A 22,675-nucleotide genomic window follows, 5' to 3' on the forward strand; every position below is an offset into this window, starting at 1 on the left:
AAGTCAACGGAAGGCGAAAAAACCCGCCCTCGCCGCCGATTTTTTACTTTTCGGCGCCGGCGAGTTGTTTTTTTACCAACAGAACGATAAGAGTTACCACGCCGAGGAGCACGATGCTCCCCCCGGGCTTGAGCCCCAGATAGTAGGAGAGGATGAGGCCGCCTTCGGTAAACAGAATGCCGAAGAGCACGGAGGCGACGTGGGTTTTTTTGTAGCTGAGTTCCAGCTGCAGGGCACAGGAGACGGGAAGCACGAGAAGGGATGAGATGATCAAAACCCCGACGGTGCGGGCGGAAATGGCCACGGTGAGGCCCGTTAAGAGGACGAAGAGGCCGCTCAGGCGATCGCCGCGAATCCCGGCCAGGCGGGCGGAAATGCTGTCGAAGGACAGGTAGAGGAGCTTTCTGTAATTCAACAGAAGAAAGAGCACCACGGCGGCGGAGACGGCGAGGATCATGTAGAATTCGAAATCCGTAATGGCCACGATGGTGCCGAAGAGGAAGGATTCGAAATTGGCCCCGCCCTCCACGAAGCCCGAGAGGATGGAGGCCAGGCCCACGCCGGTGGACATAATGACCGCCGTGGAGATTTCGCCGTAGGAGGGGAAGCGGCGGCGAATCCATTCCATGGACAGGGCGGCCACGGCACAGGTGATGATGGCGCCTAAGATGGGATTGATCCCCACCAAAAGCCCGAACATGACCCCGGCCAGGGACACGTGGGATAGGGCGTCGCCGATCATGGCCAGCCGCCGATTCACGATGACCACACCCATGGCGGGAATGACGATCGAAAGGACCAGGCCCACGATCATGGCCCGAATCATGTATTCGTATTGAAACAGTTCCATCAGCCTCGCCTCTTTTCAAGGACGCCGTCTTCCAGGACGTAGACGCCGTCGATCATGTCTTCCACCAGGTGCAGCTCGTGGGTGATCATTAAAATGGTGATCCCGTGCACGTCGTGGAGGTGGCGCAAAATGTGAAAGAGCTCTTCCCGGGCCTTAAAGTCGATGCCCGTCGTGGGCTCGTCCAAAATAAGCACGTCGGTCATGGAGATCAGGGCCTTGGCGATTAACACCCGCTGCCTTTGCCCGCCGGAGAGGGCGCCGTAGAGGCGATCATGAAAGCCCTCCAGATCCACGAGGGACAGGGCGTCGTCGATGCGACGTTCGCGCTCATCGGCCGTTAATTTTTCCCCGTAAAGGCCCAGATCCACCAGCTCGTTTACCGTAATAGGAAAGTCGTAGGATGCGACCATCAGCTGGGGCACGTAGCTGATGCGGGAAAAGTCCGTGTCTTTTCCCAGGGGCTTGCCGTCGTATTCGATGGTGCCCGACGTGGGTTTCTCGATGCCCAAAAGGAGTTTGATTAAGGTGGATTTTCCCGAGCCGTTGGCCCCTATAAATGCGAGAAAATCTCCCTGTTTAACAGAGAGATTCACTCCTTTTAACACATCGTTTTTCCCGTAGGAAAAGCGCAGGTCACTGACCCGATAGATTTCTTTCATTGCAATGCAGACTCCAGTGTTTTCAGATTGCTTTCCATGCGTTCGAAATAGTTTTTATCGCTTTCGTATTCCATGGGATCCAGTTCTTTTACTTGTGCCCCGGCTTCCGATGCGATGGTTTGAGCTATTTTATCATCTTCGTGGGGTTCCGTAAAGACGGTTTTAATGCCCTTGGCCTTCATTTCGTCCACGATGGTCTTCATGGCTTTGGGATCCGGTTCCGATTCGGAGTTAATGCCTTCGATGGGGATTTGATTTAAGCCGAATTCCTTGGCCAAGTAGCCGTAGGCTTCGTGGCTGACGACGATGTCTTTGTATTTGGCATTGGAGAGCACCTTTTCGAAGGAGTCGTCGAGAGCGTCGAATTTTTCGCTGAGTTTTTCGAAATTGGCCTTATAGAAAGCGGCGTTGTCGGGGTCTTTGGCCGACAGGGCTTCGCAGATGTTTTCCGCCATTTCTTCGGCATTTTCCGGAGACATCCATACGTGGGGATCCATGCCTTCGTGGTCGTGATCGTGTTCGGCGGCGTCGTGATCGTGATCGTGTTCGGCTGCGTCGTGATCGTGGTCGTGGTCGGCTGCGTCGTGATCGTGATCGTGGTCGGCGGCGTCGTGATCGTGATCGTGGTCGGCGGCGTCGTGATCGTGGTCGTGATCGGCGTCTTCATCGTGGTGGTGATGGTGGCCGCCCTTTAAGAGCTCGATGCCCTCGGAGGCTTCCACAAAGGTGGCGTCCCCTTCTGCGGTTTCCTTCAGGCGATCCGTAAAGGATTCCAGACCGGCGCCGTTGTAGATGAAAAGATCCGCTTCATTCACCGAGTTCATGTCCTTGGGCGAGGGCTCGAAGCCGTGAACCCCTTGGCCCTTGGGAATTAAACAGGTGACCGTGGCCTTGTCCCCGGCGATTTCCTCGGTGAGATCGCGAAGGATATAGGTGGTGGTCACCACATTCAGGCCCTCCGCCTTGGGCTTTTGGCTCTCGGTGGCGACGACTTTTTTATTGTCATTGTTGTTGTCGTTATTATTATTGTTGTTTGCCGCATTCGATCCGCAGGCCGTAAGCATGACTGCGGCGCAGGCTACGGCGACGATTTGTTTTACTTTCATATTGCCTCCTAAATAAAAATCATTGTTATTTAACGGAGCTTAGTATACCACGTTTCCCCCTTGTCGGGAAGTCTTCTCATAAAAATTTTTCTATCGCTTTTCTTTTTTCTTTTCATGGCTTATGATGGATCCGGGAGGATGGTCATGGAAGAATTATTGAGAGAAAAAGGTTTAAAGGCCACGAAAGGCCGCCTGGAAGTGCTGAAGATTTTAGAAAAAGCCCCCGGGCCCATGTGCGCCATGGACGTGTTTAAGGAGACGCCGAAAGAAGTGTGCGCGTCCCTGTCTACGGTGTATCGGATCTTAAATCAGCTCACGGAGACGGGGATTTTGCAGGCCTCTCTGGAGCAGGACGAGAGCACCTATTACGAAATGAAGGGCGGCGGGCACCACCACTACATCGTCTGCGCCCGCTGCGGCAAGCTCGCCCCCATCGACGACTGCCCCCTGGACGCCTTGGACGAACACATTATGCGGGCCACGGGCTACGCCATTACGGGCCACCGCTTTCAGCTGGAGGGAATTTGCCCGGACTGTTTAAAAAAATAAGGAACCGACGGATAGATGCCATCGGTTCCTTTTTGATTGCTCAACTATTCAAATCCATTACGCCTTTTTTCCCCGCCGGATCCACAGGGCGAGAGCAACGCTTGCGGCGGTGATGGCCATGTTTAAAAGCACGACTTTTCTCGGCGCATCGACGCCCCCTGTGGCCGTCACGGCTCCCGCCGCGGCGAGGACCACGTAATTGGCCAGGGAGGAGGCCATCATGACCACGGAGGTGATTTTTCCCTTGTGCTCTTCGTAAAGGCCGTTGGCCTCGGCCACCACCAGCTGCAGGACGCCGCCGGCGCCGCCGTAGCCGATGAAAAAGCCGCCGATTAAGGGCGAGACGGGGCTTTTAACCACATAGGTAAAGGCGAGAGCACAGAGGCAAATGGCCGGGTAGAGGACGAGGACATCTTCCGTTTCGATTTTTTTGAGCACCACAAAGGCCGTGGCCAAAATGGCGACGATGGTGCCCGCCGCGTAGACGGACTGAATCATGGAAGGATCCGCCATGCCGTAGAGGCTTCCCAGCTCTTGATTGCAATTGAGCCACAAGGTGAAGGTGGCGGTGGCGGTAAAGCCCATAAGCACCACGGGGACGATGCCTCGGCGAATGCCCGCCGATCCCTTGGCCTTTTCCTGCGCCTTTTCCATGGCCGGGAAGGGGGCCGTTAAAATCAAAAGGCCGTCGGCGGCGATAAGGGCTCCTAAAAAGGCGAAGACTGCCGTGTAGGAGAAGGAGCGTGCCGCGGCGAAGCCGATGGCGAAGGGCAACACGAATTGGCCCAAGGACATGGCGAATTTCGTAAACATATTGGCCTTCGGGCCCTTTTCCTTAAAGAGCTCGAGGATCGTCGGCGTGACGCAGGTGTCTAAAAAGGAATTGGCCATGCCGCCGATGACTGCCGCAGCGTAGGCGGCGGAAGCGGAGGCGCAAAAGGCGATGCCGAAAAAGTACAGGGCGTACAAAACGACGCCCAAAAGGCCCGATACCTTTCGCCCCCATTTATCGGAGACGTAGCCGGAGACGGGAAGGGCCACCAAGCGACCCAATCCCAGGGCGGCGATGACCTGGATGACGGCGGAAATATCCGCCGCGCCCCAGGCGCTTTGCAGAGCGGATTTGTACTGGGACAAGATGGATACGCCGATGCCGTGGATAAAATAAGTAAAGTACAGTGGCAGGGCGGTGCGGAAGACGCTTCGATTGGATTGCATGGATCACCTCACAGGATTTTTCAAAAAAAAAGTGACCCGCGGGCCACTTTTTTCGGCTTTTGAAGCCTCTCGATGGTATGCCATTCCGATTTTTGGTAAGCAACAGTAAGTAAGAAACAACTCTAAGTAATAAAACTTATAGCTAGGAGTAAGTCGGCACGTTCGTCCATCGATAGGTTCATTATCACATGAATTGCCCATGCCGTCAAGGGTTCTTTATCTATTGCCTGCAAATTTTTACAGATCCATAAACCGGCGAATGGTGTCGTAGATTTCGTGGGTCATTTCTTCAAATTCCACCGGCGTCTGCTTTTCGTTCACGGAAAAGAGATCGTCGTCCAGGTAGTTAAAGGTCACCGAGAGCATGCCCTCTTCGATTTCCACGTAAAAGCCCAGTTGTTTGTTTTCGATGACGGCTTCAAAGCCGTAGCTGTCGCCGTCTAAAATCCGAATGCACTCGTCGTAAATGGCCACGAGCTCCTCGAATTTAAAGAAGCTGTCTTCCGCCTCAAAGGGCGATTCTCCGTCGGTTGCACGGATCTTGCAGATTAAATAATCGGCGTCGAATCCCGTGCCCACGCCCCATCCCGGCGGGTACTCGAACTCCAAGACGTCGACGGAAATTTCTTTGTTTCCTTCTTTTAAGTGAAGCATGGGCTATTTCTCCTTCGATAAACGAAAACCCTGTTCCTCGGCGATTTGTGCGAGGGCCGCCCGATTTTTCGTGGCGCCCTTTAAGCGGGCGACCACTTGGTTGGAAAAAGAATCCACCCGGCGGTTGGCATCCCTGAGGTCGTAGTAGGTCTGCATTTCTTTGTCGTAATCCTTAATGGCTTCCAGGTAATTGTCAAATACCACGTAGCTGTCCGTGAAGCACTTCAGATCCATGGACATGCGGGGCTTGAGCTGCGGCGATTGATTGGGATGGCCGAAGCCCAGGCCGAAGACCGGGAAGGTAAGCTTTGGCAGATTCAAGAGCTCGATGACGGCGCGGGCGTCGTTTAAAAGACTCCCCAAATACACGGCGCCCAGCCCCGCCGCCTCGAGGGCATTGGTGACGTTTTGCGCCGCCAAGACCGCGTCGGTAAAGCCCTGGAAGAAGCGGTCGCTGTCCGCCTCGGCTTCAAGTTCCACCCCTTGTTCCCGGGCGATGCGGCTGTTTCTGTACACGTCCGCGACAAAAACCCACAGCTCCGGCGCCCGGGCGATGTAATCCTGTCCGCCGATGTCGGCCAAGGCCTTTTTCTTCTCTTCATCCACGATGCGAATGATGGAATAAGATTGCATCCCCGTGGAGGTTGCCGTGCGATTGGCCACGTCTTTCAATGCTTCCACCAACGCGGGATCCACGGGCTCGTCGGTAAACTCCCGAATGGTCACGTGGCTTAATTGTCTCTCAAAAAGGCTTTTATCTGCCATTACTTCCTCCTCTGTTTTTCTCTCAGACGGCGAATCCACAAATTGCCGATTTCCGCCGTAGACTCCATGGTCTTGAGCTGCATGCGCAAGAGCCCCTTTAGGGATTCCGCCAAATAGGCGTCTTCTTCATCCCCCGCGGTTTTAAAGAGCCCGCCTTCGTCTTTTCCGTAGAGCTGAATGATCATCTCCCCGGGGCCCGTCCCGTCGCCGTGTTCCACTTCCACGGCCAGGGGCTTTTTGTCCATGGGCATCAGCGCCCCGGAGTGGCGCATGGCGGGGAGATTCATGTCCCCGGCTTCGGCGAAATGGCCCTCGGCCTCCGTTAAATACACCCCGGCGTCGGTGATGCCGTCGACGAAGTAAAACCGCCGCTCATCGCCGATGAGCCACAGGCCGTCTCCCGCTTTTAAGCGCGCCGAATAAGCCGCCTCCACGGGCAGAAAGCCCTCGGCGTCGGGCAATTGATCCGTGTATAAATAATAGGCCCGATTTCTCTCGCCCATGTTCTCCCCCATCTGTAAATAGAAAAGGTACCGACATCTGCCGGTACCTTACATGAAACGCTTATTTCGCGTTTTCGTTCACCCATTCCACGGATTCTTTAACGGCTTCATCCGTCGGGATTTCAACGCCGGTTTCCGGATCCTTGCCGGCTACCTTGCTGTAAATGTCCGATGCCGGAGCGTGTTTGTCGTTTTGGTTTTCTTGTTCTCTTCTTGCTTTTGCGCTTTCTTCTTTTTTAGGCACAACATCCTCCTATTTGTGATACACATGGCCGGCGTGAATGCGCGCGGCCCGGTAAATTTGTTCCATTAATACGACGCGCATCAGGGTGTGGGGCAAGGTCATCTTTGAAAAAGACAAAAGCCAATCTGCCCGCGCCTTGACGGCGGGGGAAAGTCCCATGCTGCTTCCGATGACGAAGACCACATCTCCCGAGGTCGTCTCAAGAAAATCGTATAATTTTTCGGAAAAAGCCGGTGAATCCACCTGCTTTCCCTCCACGGCCAATACGATCACCGTATCCCGCGGATTGATTTTTGCCAAAAGGCCCTCGCCCTCTCGCGCAAGAACCCCTTCAGCCTCTTTCTCGGACAAACTTTCCGGCGCCCGTTCGTCCTTGAGCTCCACCACTTCGGTGGGGACGTAGGGCCGAAGCCGCTTTACATACTCCGAAACCAAGGCGCTCAGCGCGGGATCCTTTAACTTTCCGAGGGCCAGAACCCGTATGCGCATGCTTAGATCAGCGCTTTTACTGCTTCAAGGGCTTTGTCGTAGTCCGGGTGATTGGTCACTTCTTGGACGTATTCCACGTATTTTACCTTGTCATCTTCGCCGACGACGACGATGCCGCGGGTCAAGAGACGCAGGCCTTCGATCAAGAAACCGAATTTGTTACCGAAATCGCAGATTTGATAGTCGCTGACGAGTTTGGCGCGGTCGATGCCTTCGGCGGCGCCGAAGCGTTCTTGTGCGAAGGGAAGGTCGTTGGAAATGGTGATGACGTGGACGTTGTCACCTAAATCCGTGGCCATTTGATTGAAGTTTCCTGTTTGAATGGCGCAAACGCCGGTGTCGATGGAAGGAACGACGGAGTAAATGCGTACGGTGCCGTTTAATTCCTTGGATTCAAAGGGACTTAAATCGTTGTTTACCGCTACAAAATCCGGTGCCTTGTCGCCGACTTTAATTTCTTCGCCTAAAATGTTGATGGCGTTTCCGCCAAATGTAATATTTTCTCTGGACATAATGTACCTCCTAGGTTCGTTCACAAAATCATATATTACATGTATATCCTAAATCTCGGGAAACTAACAGAAAATCCGGGAGAGATTTTATTTTTTCATTCTTCTGCGCCAAAATCCGGCCGATGCGGTATGATAATAGGAAGATAAAGGAGGCATTATGACCTTAGAAGCTACCGCCCTCGTCCTCGACGGGCACAACCCCACCGCCTTAGCCATATTGAGAAATTTAGGCCGCCGCGGCATTTCAGTCGCCACCCTGGATGCGACCCCCTCGCCCTACGGCATCAGTCGCTACGCAAAAGACAGCGTCCTTCTGCCCGATGCGGGCGAGGCCGCTCTTTTAGAGAGCCTTCTCGCCCTCTCGGAGAACAAGCCCGTGCTTTTTCCCACGACGCCGGCCTATGCGGATTTTGTGGCCGAGCACTTTTCCGTGCTGAAAGCCCACTTCCGCTTCCCGGCGCCTTCCGCCGAAGCTCTCGCCTCCGGGGCCATGACGGATCTCTTTCGGGATCTGATGCCGCCTCAAAGAGATCTTACAGGCAGCAAAGATGACCTCACCCTGGAAATCGCCACGACCTTGGGCTTTCCCTGTTTGATCAAATCCCGGGACGGAAAAAAGGAGGCGCCGATTCAATACATCCCGAGCGCCGCCGCCTTCTCCCGAGCTCTCGAAAAAATCGAGGCGGAGGATTTCTACGCCGAGCGCTACGTGCCCGGCGAGGCCTCGGACAATTACGCCGCCTCCCTCTACTACGCAGGCGCCGGCGAACTTTCCGGCTTCGTCACCACGCAGGTGCTGCGCCAATACCCGGAATTTGTCGGCGAGGCCACCTATGTGAAGCAGAAATGGATCCCCGAGCTCATCGGCCTCGTCCATCCCCGCCTAAAGGCCGCGGGCTTTCGCGGCATCTTCCACGCCACCTTCAAGCGCGACGAATTTAGCCGAAAGGTCTACATCACCGGCGCGGAGGCCTGCTTCTCTCCCGAGACGGAGCTCTTCACCCACCTGGGCTTCGAAACCCCCTACCTCTATTATTTAGACAGCACAGGCGACGCGGTGCCGAAGATTTTCTTTCAATCGGACACGAATTGCCACTTTAGAGACGGCTGGCGGGACATGGCCGGCGTGGCGGGTTACCTGAAGACCGGCCACATGGGCCTGATGAAAATGATCGCCGACTATAAATTCAGAAAAATCCCCGCCACATGGGCCTGGGACGACATGGGCCCGGGGCTGAACAAGCTCGGCGCCGAAGCCGCCTGCGGCGCGAAAAATCTCTACGACAAGCTTCCTTTTAATAAATAAACGACAAAAGCACCCACGCGGGTGCTTTTATTTGTTCTGTGCACAAAAAAACGGGATGCCCTACGCATCCCGTCTTTCATTTGGCGGAGCGGGTGGGATTCGAACCCACGTGCCCGTGAAGGCAAACTGATTTCGAGTCAGCCCCGTTATGACCACTTCGATACCGCTCCCCGCATATTGACTTAACGAAACCATTATACAGGATTTGCCCCTGTTTTAAAAGGTCGTTTTTCAATATGCTTTGTTTTACAGTTTTATGAACTCCAGGGGATTTTTCGCCACGCCGCCGACGCGCACTTCGAAGTGCAGGTGGGGGCCGGTGGAGCGGCCGGTGGAGCCGATTTTCCCGATGGACTGGCCTTTTTGCACCACGTCGCCCGCCTTGACATTAAACGCGCTTAAATGGGCGTAGCGGGTGGAGGTGCCGTTTTGATGGTCGATAATGATGAGATTGCCGTAGCTTCCCGCCATGCACGCCCGGGTCACGACGCCGCCGTCTGCGGCCACGACATTGGTGCCCGTGGCATTGGCCAGGTCGATGCCGTAGTGGAAGCGGCCCCAGCGGGGTCCGAAGGGCGAGGAGAGGCGGCCCACGGTGGGGGTCATAAAGCTGCCCGTGGCCAAGCCTTCTTTCGTCCCCACGGCGACGATTTCATCCACGGGTTCCTGAACCAGGCAGCTCGCTTCGGTGACGGAAGATGTGACCTTGCCGTTTTCAGATTCCACGCAGGTAGTGGTCTCCATGGTGCCGGCCTTGCCCGCCTTAACGACTTTACGCACGCTCTTCACTTGATTGGGATCTTCTTTTTCCACGGTCTTAAAGGCGACCGCCGATTGGGCCTTCTTTTCCTGCTCTAGGGTGACGGTAACCATGGGTGCGGGCTTTAAGACGTTGATTTTCGATCCCTTGTGTAGGGGATCTTCCCAATTGGCGTTTAATGCCTTGATTTCATCCACGGTCATATTGAATTTCTTGGCCACGGATTCCAAGGATTCCGTCTCCTCGGCCACATAGACCGCTTCTTCCCGGCCGCCGGTTAAGAGCATCTTGAAGGCTTCGTCCACGGTGAGGATCTTTTCCTCGGTCTTTGCGGCTTGGGCCTTGATTTCAGGCTCGATATCCATGCGGCGCACGGTGGCGCCTTCAGCCTTAAAGTGGTTTTGCAGTTTCGCCATAAGGGCGTCGTAATCGGCGGAGTTCTTTAAGTAGAAGACCGCATCGCCCACGGTGACGCTGACGGCCTCCGCGGCCTTTTGCGCTTCCGCGGCGACGGGGGCGGGGGCTGCCGGCGCCGCTGCTGCGAATACCGGGCTATGTACCATGCCTGCCGCCATGACTGCCGCCAGGGCGCCTAAATTGATTGTTCGTCTGATCTTGTTCATGAATGTCTCGCTTTCTCTATTGATTTGAAGCCTCGCAGCTTCATTCGTTACTTTTTTGTAACTCTTTTTGAGCACGAGCCTTATTATAACAGAGAATGCCCTCGCGTCTATTGCCTAAAGACTACAAAAAGATGACAGTTTCATGACAAGAAACACGAGCACACAAAAAAGCGAAGGATTTCGCCTTCGCTTTTCGCTCTTAAGTTCTTCTATTTTAAATGGCGCAGGGGCTGTAGCCGCAGTCTTGGCACTCGGCGCAGCCGCCGCTGTGGTTCATGGTGCCGCCGCACATGGGGCAGGTGTCCGGGTTTTCCGTCATCTGCTTGGCGATCTCCCGATTCAATTCGTCTTGGAGTTCTTTGATGCGGTCGGCGCCGTCTTTTTTGTCGTTCGTAATCAAAATGCCGCTTCTGGCGCAGCCGTCCCGATAAATGGTAATGCCCTTCAGGCCCCGCTCCCAGGCGTAGACGTAAAGGTCTTCCACTTCTTCCACGGTAAATTCATTGGGCACGTTCACCGTGGAGGAGATGGAGGCGTCGATAAATTGCTGCCAGGTGGCCTGCACATTGATCCGGTCCCGATAGTTTAAATTGGACGTGGTGATGACGTAATCGGGCAAATCTTCTTCCCTCGAAAGGCCCTGTGCTTCCATGAGCTTGCGAATGATCTCCGTGTACACCGTGTAGTAGGTGTCTTCCGTGTGGAGGGATTCGGATTTTCTCACGTAGCTGATTTGGAAGATGGGCTCCACGCCGTTGCTGCAGCCGATTAAGGTGGAGATGGAGCCCGTGGGGGCGATGGTGAGGAGCTGGGAATTTCTCAGACCGTACTCTTCGATTAAGGCCAAGACGTCGTCGTCGGCATTGGAGCGAATAAATTCACTGGCCAGCACCTTGTCTTTTCGGTAGCGGGGGAAGGGGCCGGCTTCTTTTGCCAAGAGGGCCGACTGACGCAGGGCTTCGTTCACGAGGACGCGGCCGATTTGGTTGATGAGGTTTAGGGATTCCGAGGAGCCGTATTTAATGCCCATTTTAATGAACATGTCGGCGACGCCCATAATGCCCAGGCCGATTTGGCGCAGATCCCGGGAAAGTTCCCGCTGCTCTTTTAAGGGGTGCAGGGCCATGTTTTCGTCCAGCACGTCGTTTAAATAGATGACGCCTTCCCGCACCAGTCGGCCGAAGGATTCGAATTCGAAGCGGGCGAATTTGCTGAAGGGGTATTTGACGAATTCCCCTAAATTGATGCTGGAGAGATTGCAGGAGCCGAAGGCGGGCAAGGGCTCTTCCGCGCAGGGATTCACGCCGGCGTATTCGAAGGTGTCGTCTTCGCTCATAATGTGCCAGGAATTGATCCGGTCTTTAAAGAGAATCCCCGGCTCGGCCATGTCCCAATTGTTGTAGGCCAAATTGCGCATCATGTCCCGGGCACTGACTTCCCGACGGATTTTTTCCCCGGTGGCTTCCACGTCGAAGGTCAGGGTAAAGGGCGCATCTTCTTTGTAGGCCTTGAAGAAATCGTCGCCGCAGTTCACGGAAATATTGGCGCTGGTCACCTTGTCCAGATCCTTCTTCACATTGATGAAGTCGATAATGTCCGGGTGAGAGGCGTCCATATTGAGCATGAGGGCGCCGCGGCGGCCCCGCATGCCGATAAGGCCCGTGGTGAGGGAGTAGAGATCCATAAAGCTCACGGCTCCCGTGGTGGAGGAGGCGGCGTTATTGACTCTGGCTCCTTTCGGGCGCAGTTTGTTTAAGGTGAGGCCCACGCCGCCGCCGTAGCTGTACGTGCGGGCCATCCACTTGGCCGTGTCGTAGATGGATTCGATATTGTCTTCCACCTGGGGCATGACGTAGCAATTGGAAAGGGTGATCTTTTTTCCGTAGGCGTCCAGGCCGCGGCCGGCCAAAATCCGTCCCGCCGGCATAAATTCCTTGTTGGCGATGGCCTTTTTAATGGCGGAATTGCCGCCTGATACCCGTTCCAAAAAACCTTCGAAGCTTTCCGAATCGAAGCGGTACTTCTTCTCGTAAATGTCCCGCTGCAGATCCGTCATGTCCCAGCCGTGTTCCCTGAGGCGCGTGCGCTCTTGGCGGTAGAGGATGTATTTCTTCGCCGCCACGGGATCCTTCGCCATAAGGGAAAGCTCCACGGCGTCTTGTATGGTCTCGATGTCCACGACCTCTTCGCCGGTGCATTTTTCCGTCACTTCCTTCGCCACGGCCCGGGCCGCGTCTTCGTCCACGCCCCCCTCCGTTTCCGCCATGGCTTTTTTTACGGCGACGACGATTTTCTCTGCGTCGAATTCCACCACATTCTTGTTTCGTTTCCTTACCTTCATCCTGTCCTCCTCTGATTTATCCACAAACTATCAACATATTGTGGTTAAGTTCTGTCTGTTTCTATCTTACCTCTAAATGTAGTATATGCTATTTATACTACGCTATGGCCGCGGGATTTTCAAGACGCTTTTCGAGCAAATAAAAAAGACGCCGAAGCGCCTTAATTTTCGTCGTAGCTTTTTAAATTGTAGACAGTCATAACCTCGATCAGAATGTCGCCGTAGCGGGGATTGGTGCTGTAACCCGCCGGGTGAAGGGCCATGGCGTAGGCCTCGGCGCTTTCCGCTTGCCGCACCGGCTCGTACCGGGCGGCCTTGGCGATGAGCTTGCCGTAGTCGTAAAAGCTCTCCCGGGCGGAGTCGTAGGTGCGAAAGCCGTCTTCCACGGCCATCTTCTGCTCCCCTTCCATTTCAATGGTGGGAAGCACCACGCCCTTTCCCTTGATGCCGAAGTAATTGTTGTATTCCTTGGACAGTTCGCTTTCGCCGAAATTCGACTCCACCGCCGCCTGGGCCAAAATCACCGAGGGATAGAGATCGTATTTCTTCCCCACTTCCTGAGCCAGGGGCGCGTAGGCCGAGAAAAAATCCTCCCGACTGTGGACGCTCTCCCGATTCGGCTCGTAGCGGGGCCGCATAAAGAAAAGCGCCAAGAGGAAGACCGCGAGAAAGAGTTTCCGTTTTCTCTTCTTCACGATTTATTCCACCTCGATGACCGTGTCGGGATCGTCCTTAATATAGAAGGTGTTTCGTCCCAGGGCCGTCATGGCGATGACCACCACGGGCATCAGGTAGTTAAACACGGCAAAGGGCAAATAGGCCATGGGAGAGACGTGGAGCACGCCTTTCATGTACACACCGCAGGTATTCCAGGGCACGAGGCAGCTGGTCACCGTCCCCGAGGCCTCCAGAGTGGAGGAGAGCATTTTCGGGTGCAGTCCCCGCCGGCGGTATTCCGGCGCAAACATGCGGCCGGGCACCACCAGGGAAATGTATTGCTCCGGCATGGTCATATTGGACAGGAGGCAGGTAAACAGCGTGGCGGTCACGAGGCCCGTGACGGAGCGAATGCCCTGCACCACGGTCTTGACGATGACTTCCATTTGCCCCGTCTCCTCGGCGATGCCGCCGAACATCATGGCGATTAGGGTCAGGGACACGGACTGCATCATGTTCATGAGGCCGCCGGCGGTTAAAAGCTTGTCCAAACTCTCGATGCCCGTTTGAGACAGATAGCCGTTCATGCCGCTTCCCAATATTTCTTTCATGCCCACGGTGGGCTGAATCATCGGGCCGATAAAGGTGGCCACCACGATCCCCAGGACGATGCCGGGAAGGGCCGGCAGCTTAAAGGCGATGGTGACGATGACCACGATGGGGGGCAAGAGGAGCAGGGGGCTGATGACAAAGGTGCTCTTCAATCCCTCCTGAAGGGCCACGATGCCCGAAGTGTCCGCCCCGCCGGCCGAGCCGCTGTAACGGGTCGTTAAGAAGGCGAAGATCGCCAAGGTAAGTACATAAGTAATCATCGTGGGCTTGATCATGGCCTTCACGTGGGTAAAGACATCGGTGCCGCTCATGGCCGGGGCCAGATTCGTCGTGTCCGATAAGGGGCTCATCTTGTCGCCGAAGTAGGCGCCGGACAAAATGGCGCCGGCGGTGACGGGGGCCGGAATGTTCAGGCCCTGAGCGATGCCCATAAGGGCGATCCCCATGGTGGCCGCCGTGCCCCAGCTGCTCCCCGTGGCCAGGGAGGTAATGGAGCAGATCAAGCAGGCCGCCACGAGAAAAATCGACGGCTTTAAAATCCCCAGGCCGTAGTAGATCATGGAGGGCACCACGCCGGTGGCGATCCAAATGCCCACCAGAATCCCGATGGTGATTAAAATCATCACCGAAGGCAGGGCCTGAGAAATCCCCCGCACCATGGCCTTTTCGATGCTGTCCCATGAATAGCCGATCCGCATGGCCATTAAAGCGGCAAAGATCACGCCGATAAACATGGGAATGTGGGGTTCGATCTCAAATTTTAAAATGCTCACGCACATAATTAAGACGAGGCCGAAAAAGACCGTCAGGGCCTCCCACAGCTTCGCCTTTCTCGGCGCATTCGTCGCTTTCATCGCTACAATCCTCCTCGTGGAATACTTTCCTGCATTAGTAAGTAAGAATATATGAGGACATTATAATATAAAACGCCGCCACGCGCCACGAAAATGAGCCCACAGAGGCCGACGAACTCTAAGATCCGACTAATTTCCGGAATAAAAATATATTTTCTGCATCCCTTCCCTCGGCAGCAAAATTTCCCCATAAAAAAAGCCCGCCGAAGCGGACTCTTTTTAAAAGGTATTTTAGAAGCCTCCCGTATCCGGGTGATCGTCGATGGTTTTGCCGACGCCCATCTTGCCGATGAGGTAGCCGATGGCAAAGCAAACGAGGGAAGGAACGAACCAGGTAAAGCCGAATTGACCTAAGGGTAAATTTTGGATGGAAGCAGCCATGCCGCCCAGGCCAATCTTTTCGCCGACGGTTTCGATGATAGCGACGACAAGAACGCCTGCGACCATGACGATGTAGGCCATGTCGTAGCGAACGCGTTTTTCAAACATCATGTAGAATACCAAGGCGATGATAATCGGGTAAACGATGGTAAGCACGGGGCCTGCCAAAGCGATGATGGCATCGACGCCGATTAAGGAGAGTGCAAAACTGATGACCGTAACGACGATAACGGTAACGCCGTATTTGATCTTGCCGTTACTGATGTCTTCGAAGAAGTTCCCTGCAGCGGAGGTTAAGCCGACGGAGGTTGTGAGGCATGCCAGTGCGACGGCGAGACCCAATGCGACCTTACCGAAGTTACCGAAGAGCATACCGACTAAGCTGACCAAAATTTCGACGCGGGAGTCGTCTCCGGTAAACATGCTGCTGCCTTGTGCGCCTAAGTAGGTGAGACCACCGTAGACGACGGCCAAGGCGACGAAGCAGACCAAGCCGACCATCATAATGAAGGAACGGCGTTCCTTTTCACTGACTTCGCCATAGCCTTTTCGAATCAAGTCGGCGACGACGATACCGGTGAATAAGGGAGCTGCCAGGGCGTCTAAGGTTTGATACCCTTCATAGAAACCGCTGACGAAGAAGCCGCCGTCGTGTTCGACGGGAACAATGGCTCCGACGGGCGTAATAATCGCTTTAGCAATAATGAGAACGAGGAAGATCAATAATGCCGGCGTTATGTATTTACCGATAATATCGACGACGCCGCTTTCTTTATAAGCGAGAGCGAAGGTAATAGCAAAGAATATGATGGACGTAATGAAGGCGGGTGCGTTCGGGAAGAACGGCATAACGCCGACTTCGTGGGTCGTAGCTGCGGTTCTGGGAATTGCGAAAGCAGGACCGATACAGATAATAGCAACGAGGGATAACAGCTTCGCAAAACCGGGGCTGACCCGTTTACCTAAGTCAACGGCACGGCCGCCTGCAAAGGCTGTTATGAAAACGGTTAGAATGGGAATGACCGGGTCGGCTAAAAGGAAGCCGCACATGGTAGCAAACCAACCGTCACCGGTGGTAACACCTAAGTAAGGCGGGAAGATCAAGTTACCTGCGCCGAAGAAAATAGCGAACAGGGCAAGACCGCTGACAAAGATATCTTGGGTTCTTTTGTTCATAAACTCATCTCCTTTATAAAATTCTAAGGTTCGTTCTACCTTTGTGTAACATTATATCTAAATCACATACCTTTTTGAAGTAAATTTTTCAATTAACGAAAACTGTGCCTATTTTGTCGTCTGTGTACTATATATTTGTATACGCTTGGGTTTTCACCTCAATATTTGCTTTATTCGTTATTTCTGTGTCGATCTTTCGCCGAAAACGAGATGCTTTTTTTCTTTTCCTTTAACTTTGCCCGCCGCGAAAATAATAAAAACGATTGCCTCGGGCTCTTTTTTTACCCGGCGATGCAAAATTTTTCGCGGCCTTTCTTCCGAGGCATCTTTGCTTTTTCGTCGATCTCTTTTTTTATCCCCGGCTATTAAATCCCCGCTTCGGCAATAAAAAAATGCGCACCGAAGTACGCATTTTGCTATCTTATTATTTTAGAAGGCGGGCTTTATGTCGTGATCCGAGCGTTTCTTGCCCATGCCCATTTTGCCGCAAACCGTGCCGATTAAGGCGCCGATGATGCCGGGTACGAACCAGCTGAAGCCGAATTCCGCTAAGGGCATTTGATCGATAATGTTGGCGGCGCCTTCGAAGGAACCGGTCATGTTAAAGATCGTGGTAATGGCAGCGGTAAGGAGGGTTCCCACGGCCATGCCGATAATGGTGCCGTCGTAGGGCAATTTACGATCAAAGATCATAATGAAGGACATGGCGATAATGGCGGGATAGACGATGTCCAGAACCGGACCAGCCAAGCCGATAATGCCTTCGACGCCGACGAGGGAGAAGGTGAAGCTGACGAGGACGGATACGCAGACGACGTATTCGTATTTCCACTTGCCGTTGGTAACGGAGTTAAAGAAGTTTCCGCATGCCGAGGTTAAACCGACGGAGGTGGTGAGGCAGGCCAAGCTGACTGCCACAGCCAATGCCGCTTGACCCCATTTGCCTAAGAGCAGGCCGACGCTGCCGACGAGGATTTCGACGCGGGTTGCATCGGGTGCGAAGTGGGTGCCGCCTTGGGCGCCGACGTAGGTGAGGCCGCCGTAGATGATGATTAAGAGCACCATTGCCAAGACACAAACCTGAACGATCATCTTTTGTTTTTCTTCCTTCGGCGCGTCGCCGTAGCCTTTTCGAATCAAGTCGCCGGTTACGATGGCGGTACAGAGAAGGGATACCATGGCGTCCATGGTTTGATAACCTTCTTTAATCCCTTGGGTAAAGTAGCCGGTACCTTCCGCGGGAAGAATGGGCCCGATGGGGGTGATAATGGCTTTTGCGATAATAATGCCTAAGAAAAGTAAGAGAACCGGCGTAATGTAATTACCGATAATGTCGATAACGCCCGTTTCCTTAATAGACAGGGCCAAGGTAATGGCAAAGAAGATGCCGGATGTAACCCAAATCGGTGCGCCCGAGAAGAAGGGAAGAATACCGACTTCGTGGGTGGTGGCGGCGGTTCTCGGGATGGCGAAGACCGGACCCAGACTGATCATGGCCGCAACGGCTAAGATCAGAGCGAAGGGGTAATTGACCCGTCGGCCCAAGTCCACGGCTTTACCGCCGGCAAAAATGGTGACGACTAAGGTAATAATGGGGATAACCGGGTCCGCTAAAAGGAAGCCCAGCATAACCGATGTCCACGAGTCACCTGCCTGGAATCCTAAGTAAGGCGGAAAGATTAAGTTGCCCGCGCCGAAAAAGATAGCGAACAGCGCGAAGCCAACGACCATGACGTCTTTTGTTTTACTGCTTTTCATTTAGTCACTCCTTCAATAGTTCTATACGTCATTCATTATACAGAATATTGAACGCGATCGCTACATTCGTGACGAATTAGAATGATTTATTTATGAAAACCTTTATTTAGGAAAATGATTTCATATTTTACGTCAAAATTATAAAATATTTTCTTCGAGCGGATTGAATGGAGTTGTGTTTATATTGTATATTGAATTTCGTGGTGTTAATTTCCCTTTTTTACTTTAGCATGGCGCGACGCCACGAGGATGATGGCGTCGTGTTCCAATAAAAGCGTGCCCGCTTCGTCTCGGGTGAAGGCGTTCACGTGGACGACGCCGTAGTCGCCGCCGCTTTTGATTTCGATTTTGTCCACGACGACGCTGGTATAAAGATCCACATTGGGATAGATGGGATTGACCCAGCGCAGGTGATCCATGCCGATGCCGGCGACGACGCCGCCTCCGTCCAATCCCGTGGCGACCCAGCGGCCCCAAGTGGCGCTGAAGCTGTGAAGGCCCGATGCGATGATTCCGCCGAAGCGACTGCCTTTCGCCGCCTCCGGATCCGTGTGAAAGGGCCGGTCGTCGTAGGCCCGCGCGTAGTCGATGATTTCTTTTTCAGTCAAGGCGAAGGGATCCAGTTGAAAGGTGAGCCCTTCCACGTAATCTTCTAAATACATTTTTCCTCCTTATCCGCGGGAATCGACGATGGTGCCGCCGCCCACGACTTTGTCCCCGTCGTAACAGACCACGGCCTGGCCCTTGGCGATGGCGCCGTGGGGCTCGTCGAAGATCAGGGTAATGTCTCCGTTTTTCTTGTCGATTAAGGTGGCGGAGGTCTCCGCGCCGTGGTAGCGGGTGCGGGCGGTGACTTTCAGCTCGTCGGTTTCGGGATAGCTAAGCCACTGAAAGTCCACGGCATCCAGCTCTCTCTTTTTCAGATGCTCTTTGTTTCCCACGACGACTTGATTTTTCTCCATGTCTTTGTCCAGGACGTAGACCGGATGGCCCGCCGCTACGCCCAGGCCCTTTCGCTGGCCGATGGTGTAGCCCACGGCGCCCTTGTGGCGGCCGAGAACGCGGCCTTCTTCATCCACAATGTCGCCTTCGGCGTAGGTTTTGTTTTCCCTCCGCTCCAAGAAGGCCTTGTAATCCCCGTCGGGGACGAAGCAGATGTCCTGGGAGTCGTGTTTTTTGGCGTTGACCAGCCCCGCCTCTTCGGCGATTTTACGCACTTCGCTCTTTTCCAATTCCCCGAGGGGGAAAAGTGTGTGGGCCAATTGCTCCTGGCTCAGGCTGTAAAGGACGTAGGACTGATCCTTCTTTTCGTCCGGGCCCTTTAAGAGGGCGTAGCGCTTCAGATTCTCGTCGTATTGGATGCGGGCGTAGTGGCCCGTGGCGATGTAGTCGCAGTCCAGCTCCTTCGCCCGGGTGTAAAGGTCTTCGAATTTTAAGTAGCGATTGCAGTCGATACAGGGATTGGGGGTCCAACCCTTTTCGTAATAGGCGACGAATTTGTCGATGACTTCTTCTTCGAAGCGTTCGGAAAAATCGTAGACGAAGTAATCCATGCCGAGCTTCGCGGCGACCATGCGGGCGTCGTCGATGTCGTCAAGGGAGCAACAGGTGTGGCCGGTGTGGGCCACCGTGTCGTTTTCGTACAGTTTCATGGTTACGCCGATGCATTCGTGCCCGGCTTTTTTCAGTAAATAGGCGGCCACGGAGGAATCTACGCCTCCGGACATTGCGACGAGTATGCGACTCACGATCTCTTCCCTTCTATTATTTCTCTTAATGCGTTTAAAAAAGCTTCCACTTCGTCCGGGGTGTTTTCTCGCCCCAAGGACAGGCGCATGGGGGCGCGGCCGGTTTGATCCACGCCCATGGCCTCGAGGACGTGGCTCTTTGTGGCGGCGCCGGCCTGGCAGGCGCTTCCCCCGGAGAGGGCGAAGCCCCGGCGGTCCAGCTGATACAAGAGCACGTCTCGGGAGATGCCATCCACCATGGCGTGGGTGATGCGGCCGTCGGCGATAGGGACGGTGAGGGTGACGCCGTCGATTTCGGCGAGGCCTTCACGCAAACGGCTTGTCAGGCGGCCGACGCGCTCGGCCTCTTCTTCCCGTTGTGCTTCCGCTTCTTTTAATGCCGCCACCATGGCGCAAATGCCCGGCACATTTTCCGTGCCGCTTCGGATGCCCCGCTCCTGACCGCCGCCGTAGATGACGGGCTCCAGTTCTTTTCGCGTTAAGAGGATCCCCACGCCCTTGGGCCCGTAAAATTTGTGGCCGCTCATGGCCACGGTGTCGGCGAAGGCGTAGGTCTCCGCCGGGCGGTGGCCCGCCGCCTGCACGGCGTCCACGTGAAAGTGCACGTCCTCGGGAAGGCCTTCTTTGATCTTATCCAGTGGCTGGAGGGAACCCACTTCGTTGTTTACGGCCATGACGCTGACCAAAAAGGTGTCTTCTCTCACGGCGGCGAGGACATCCTCGGCATGGACCACGCCGTCTTTATTCGGGGCGATATAAGTCACTTCCACGCCCTCTTTTTCCAGGGCTTCGGCGCATTTCAACACGGCTTCGTGCTCGATGGCCGTGGTAATCATGTGGCCCGGGCTCTGTTTTCTGTTTTTGTAGGCGCTCATGATGGCGATGTTGTCGGCTTCCGTGCCGGATCCCGTAAAGAGGACGTTTTTCATGGAAAGGCCGAAGAGCTCCGCCACGTCCAGGCGGGCGCCTTCCAAGGCGTTTTTCGCCTCCCGGCCCAAGCGGTGTTGGCTGGAGGGATTGCCGTAGCCTTCTTTTAAAAGGGCGGTCATGGTGTCGATGGCTTTTTTGCTCATGGGACAGGTGGCCGCGTGGTCGAAGTAAATCATGGATCTCCTTTCACAAAAACAGCTCCTCGAAAGGAGCCGTCATCTCACTGCAGGGCGCGCACCCGCGCTTTCACAGCGGGGGGAACGCGGCGGGATTCTTTTATTTTCCGAATGGTCTTTTTATGCACCGATGGCGATAGGGTGCCTTCTTCCAGTCGCCTTAGGACGGCCTCCGGTTCGTAAAGGGCGGCTTCGGCGAAGAACCAGGCCATGGCCATGTCCACGTAGTAGTGGCCGCTTTCCGCGGCCTCCACGGCGTTCATGAGCCTTTCGGGATCTTCTTTCACATGGCGCAGGGCCAAGACGATGCCCAGCCTGCGGCCGTAGGGCGCGGGGGATTTCATAAGGCGAATGTAGTCCTCGATGTAATCTCCCTTATAAAAGGCCCGCGGATCCAGTGCGTCCACCACGGCCCAATTGTCCAAATAGGGCAAGAAGGTGTGAATGGCGTCCAAGGCTTCCTCGGCGGGCAAGCCGTTGATCAAAAGACTGTGGAGGATATTTTCCTCGTAGGTCGCGTGGGGCAAGTCCGCGAGAAAAGAGCGGTCCACGCCCTTTGCCAATTTCCTCAATGCGGGCATGGGCACGCCTAAAATCGTCTCCGGGGCCACGGTGGGGATCAGTTTTTCCGAAAAGGCCTTGTGTTTCGCCGTGGCCGATGCCTTGAGGGCGGCATTTAGATCCTTCATTTCACCAGTTTATAGATAATAACGAGAAGGATCAAGAGGACGAGGACGATAAGGACCGGGCTGACGCGGCCTTTTTTCGCCGGCGCTTTCGCCTCGGCTTCGATTTTCTTTTTCTCGAGTTTCACATCGTCCGCCGCTTGGATTTTTTCTTCCGGCTTCGCTTCCGCTTTCTTTTCCGCCGTGCTTTCTTTTTGCTTGACTTGCGGCCTTTCCGATTCTTTTTTGAAATCGTCGGCCGCTTGGATTTTTTCTTTCGGCGCCGCTTTCGCCTCTTCCGGCACGACTTTCGCCTCTTCCGGCTTTTCTTCTTTTACGGACGCCGCTTCTTCCGGCTTTTTCGCTTCCTTGCCCTTGTGGCTTTGATGCTCAAGGCGCTTTCTCTCGGCGGCGTCCCCGTCTTGGTCCTGTTTTCTCGCCGCTTTTTGCTTGCGCTTTAAGGCCTGTCTCTTGCGTTTGTCCATGGGCTTGGATAAGTCGAAATCATCCACCGCCTGAATTTTTTCTTCCGGTTGGGAATCTTCTTCAACCACGGATTCTTCAACTGCGGGTGCTTCGGGTTCAACCACAGGTTCTTCCGCTACGGGTTCTTCAACTGCGGGTTCCTCAACCGCAGGCGCTTCTTCCGCTTTTTCTTCCGCCTCTTCGGCAACAGGCACTTCTTCTGCAACGGATTCTTCTACAACCGGAGCTTCTTCTGTAACGGCTTCCTCTGCAACAGGCGCTTCTTCCGCTTTTTCTTCCGCCTCTTCGGCTACAGGCGCTTCAAATGCATCGGCGGCTTCGATTGCTTCAGGTGTTTCTTCAGCCGCTTCTTCAGCCGCTTCTTCGACGACAAGGGCCTCCGGCTTTTCTTCTTCAGCAGCTTCTTCGACGACGGGCGGTTCCTCTTCCACCGATTCTTCTTCCACCGCGGCTTTCTCGATTTCTTCCGGGGCGGCTTCTACCGTCGCTTTTTCTTCCGCCGCATCCTCGTCCTCGGGCTTGTAACCCAGGGGATAGACCATGGGCGTCCCGCAGGACGCGCAAAATTTGACGCCGGGCTCATTATTATTTCCGCAAAAACGACACTTCATTTCATTCCCTCCTTGACATAGTCCTTTGGATAGATCTATACC

At 54.5% G+C, this 22,675-nt stretch carries 23 protein-coding genes and 1 tRNA gene; 2 read left to right on the forward strand and 22 right to left on the reverse strand.

Features of this window, described 5'->3' with window-relative positions; translation table 11 throughout:
• Positions 1-43 precede the first annotated feature (43 nt).
• From DG046_RS04150 to DG046_RS04160, 3 genes are read right to left on the reverse strand one after another with little or no spacing between them, the layout of a single operon-like run.
• Positions 44-850 carry a metal ABC transporter permease gene (locus DG046_RS04150; protein ID WP_108831296.1) on the reverse strand — a complete coding sequence of 269 codons (807 nt, stop codon included), beginning with the start codon at positions 848-850 and terminating at the stop codon, positions 44-46.
• Positions 850-1,509: a metal ABC transporter ATP-binding protein gene (locus DG046_RS04155; protein WP_108831297.1), complete on the reverse strand. Its 660-nt coding sequence runs from the start codon at positions 1,507-1,509 to the stop codon at positions 850-852. Before DG046_RS04155 ends, DG046_RS04150 begins: the two co-directional genes overlap by 1 nt.
• On the reverse strand, positions 1,506-2,615 hold the full coding sequence (locus DG046_RS04160) for a metal ABC transporter substrate-binding protein (protein ID WP_108831298.1): 1,110 nt from the start codon (positions 2,613-2,615) through the stop codon (positions 1,506-1,508). Before DG046_RS04160 ends, DG046_RS04155 begins: the two co-directional genes overlap by 4 nt.
• A gap of 144 nt (positions 2,616-2,759) precedes the next feature.
• On the opposite strand from DG046_RS04160, the gene DG046_RS04165 reads away from it, so the two are divergent.
• Complete coding sequence (locus tag DG046_RS04165; RefSeq protein WP_234411456.1) at positions 2,760-3,164, forward strand: Fur family transcriptional regulator; 405 nt, start codon at positions 2,760-2,762, stop codon at positions 3,162-3,164.
• Positions 3,165-3,221: 57 nt separating this feature from the next.
• Here DG046_RS04165 and DG046_RS04170 read toward each other — a convergent pair whose 3' ends face one another.
• The 7 genes from DG046_RS04170 to tpx all read right to left on the reverse strand — a co-directional run bounded on the left by DG046_RS04170 (position 3,222) and on the right by tpx (position 7,549).
• Entirely contained in the window at positions 3,222-4,382 is a 1,161-nt protein-coding gene (locus tag DG046_RS04170; protein ID WP_108831300.1) for an MFS transporter, read from the reverse strand.
• Between the two features lie 237 nt (positions 4,383-4,619).
• Positions 4,620-5,036, reverse strand: a complete 417-nt coding sequence (locus DG046_RS04175) for a WapI family immunity protein (protein ID WP_108831301.1) — start codon at positions 5,034-5,036, stop codon at positions 4,620-4,622.
• A gap of 3 nt (positions 5,037-5,039) precedes the next feature.
• Positions 5,040-5,801, reverse strand: a complete 762-nt coding sequence (locus DG046_RS04180; RefSeq protein ID WP_108831302.1) for an NADPH-dependent oxidoreductase — start codon at positions 5,799-5,801, stop codon at positions 5,040-5,042.
• Complete coding sequence (locus DG046_RS04185; protein WP_108831303.1) at positions 5,801-6,304, reverse strand: hypothetical protein; 504 nt, start codon at positions 6,302-6,304, stop codon at positions 5,801-5,803. The genes DG046_RS04180 and DG046_RS04185 overlap by 1 nt, the downstream gene beginning before the upstream one ends.
• Positions 6,305-6,365: 61 nt before the next feature.
• Complete coding sequence (locus DG046_RS04190; RefSeq protein WP_108831304.1) at positions 6,366-6,548, reverse strand: CDIF630_02480 family spore surface protein; 183 nt, start codon at positions 6,546-6,548, stop codon at positions 6,366-6,368.
• Positions 6,549-6,557: 9 nt separating this feature from the next.
• Positions 6,558-7,037, reverse strand: a complete 480-nt coding sequence (rlmH, locus tag DG046_RS04195) for a 23S rRNA (pseudouridine(1915)-N(3))-methyltransferase RlmH (RefSeq protein WP_108831305.1) — start codon at positions 7,035-7,037, stop codon at positions 6,558-6,560.
• Positions 7,038-7,039: 2 nt separating this feature from the next.
• On the reverse strand, positions 7,040-7,549 hold the full coding sequence (gene tpx / locus DG046_RS04200) for a thiol peroxidase (RefSeq protein WP_108831306.1): 510 nt from the start codon (positions 7,547-7,549) through the stop codon (positions 7,040-7,042).
• Between the two features lie 157 nt (positions 7,550-7,706).
• Here tpx and DG046_RS04205 point away from each other — a divergent pair, with 157 nt between their 5' ends.
• The gene (locus DG046_RS04205; protein ID WP_108831307.1) at positions 7,707-8,855 is read left to right on the forward strand and encodes a hypothetical protein; all 1,149 of its coding nucleotides are present in this window, start codon (positions 7,707-7,709) and stop codon (positions 8,853-8,855) included.
• Between the two features lie 81 nt (positions 8,856-8,936).
• On the opposite strand, the gene DG046_RS04210 is transcribed toward DG046_RS04205, so the two are convergent.
• The 12 genes from DG046_RS04210 to DG046_RS04265 form a co-directional block, all read right to left on the reverse strand.
• A tRNA-Ser gene (locus DG046_RS04210) sits at positions 8,937-9,025 on the reverse strand.
• A 76-nt stretch (positions 9,026-9,101) separates the two neighbouring features.
• Positions 9,102-10,238, reverse strand: a complete 1,137-nt coding sequence (locus DG046_RS04215) for a peptidoglycan DD-metalloendopeptidase family protein (protein WP_108831308.1) — start codon at positions 10,236-10,238, stop codon at positions 9,102-9,104.
• A 214-nt stretch (positions 10,239-10,452) separates the two neighbouring features.
• On the reverse strand, positions 10,453-12,579 hold the full coding sequence (locus DG046_RS04220; protein WP_108831309.1) for an adenosylcobalamin-dependent ribonucleoside-diphosphate reductase: 2,127 nt from the start codon (positions 12,577-12,579) through the stop codon (positions 10,453-10,455).
• Between the two features lie 161 nt (positions 12,580-12,740).
• Positions 12,741-13,274, reverse strand: a complete 534-nt coding sequence (locus DG046_RS04225) for a glycoside hydrolase family 73 protein (protein ID WP_108831310.1) — start codon at positions 13,272-13,274, stop codon at positions 12,741-12,743.
• A 3-nt stretch (positions 13,275-13,277) separates the two neighbouring features.
• The gene (gene nhaC, locus DG046_RS04230; RefSeq protein WP_108831311.1) at positions 13,278-14,702 is read right to left on the reverse strand and encodes a Na+/H+ antiporter NhaC; all 1,425 of its coding nucleotides are present in this window, start codon (positions 14,700-14,702) and stop codon (positions 13,278-13,280) included.
• Positions 14,703-14,933: 231 nt separating this feature from the next.
• The gene (gene brnQ, locus DG046_RS04235) at positions 14,934-16,259 is read right to left on the reverse strand and encodes a branched-chain amino acid transport system II carrier protein (RefSeq protein ID WP_108831312.1); all 1,326 of its coding nucleotides are present in this window, start codon (positions 16,257-16,259) and stop codon (positions 14,934-14,936) included.
• A 429-nt stretch (positions 16,260-16,688) separates the two neighbouring features.
• Positions 16,689-18,017, reverse strand: a complete 1,329-nt coding sequence (gene brnQ, locus DG046_RS04240) for a branched-chain amino acid transport system II carrier protein (protein WP_108831313.1) — start codon at positions 18,015-18,017, stop codon at positions 16,689-16,691.
• A 206-nt stretch (positions 18,018-18,223) separates the two neighbouring features.
• Positions 18,224-18,679: a MaoC/PaaZ C-terminal domain-containing protein gene (locus DG046_RS04245; RefSeq protein WP_108831314.1), complete on the reverse strand. Its 456-nt coding sequence runs from the start codon at positions 18,677-18,679 to the stop codon at positions 18,224-18,226.
• Between the two features lie 9 nt (positions 18,680-18,688).
• Entirely contained in the window at positions 18,689-19,765 is a 1,077-nt protein-coding gene (gene mnmA / locus DG046_RS04250; protein ID WP_108831315.1) for a tRNA 2-thiouridine(34) synthase MnmA, read from the reverse strand.
• Positions 19,762-20,871, reverse strand: a complete 1,110-nt coding sequence (locus DG046_RS04255) for a cysteine desulfurase family protein (protein ID WP_108831316.1) — start codon at positions 20,869-20,871, stop codon at positions 19,762-19,764. The genes mnmA and DG046_RS04255 overlap by 4 nt, the downstream gene beginning before the upstream one ends.
• Positions 20,872-20,915: 44 nt before the next feature.
• Entirely contained in the window at positions 20,916-21,560 is a 645-nt protein-coding gene (locus DG046_RS04260; protein WP_108831317.1) for a DNA alkylation repair protein, read from the reverse strand.
• Positions 21,557-22,633 (reverse strand): zinc ribbon domain-containing protein, encoded by a 1,077-nt coding sequence (locus DG046_RS04265; RefSeq protein ID WP_108831318.1) that lies wholly within the window; start codon positions 22,631-22,633, stop codon positions 21,557-21,559. Before DG046_RS04265 ends, DG046_RS04260 begins: the two co-directional genes overlap by 4 nt.
• Between the last annotated feature and the right edge of the window lie 42 nt (positions 22,634-22,675).

Origin of the sequence: Aedoeadaptatus coli (genome assembly GCF_900343085.1) — a bacterium.
Lineage (GTDB): Bacteria > Bacillota > Clostridia > Tissierellales > Peptoniphilaceae > Aedoeadaptatus > Aedoeadaptatus coli.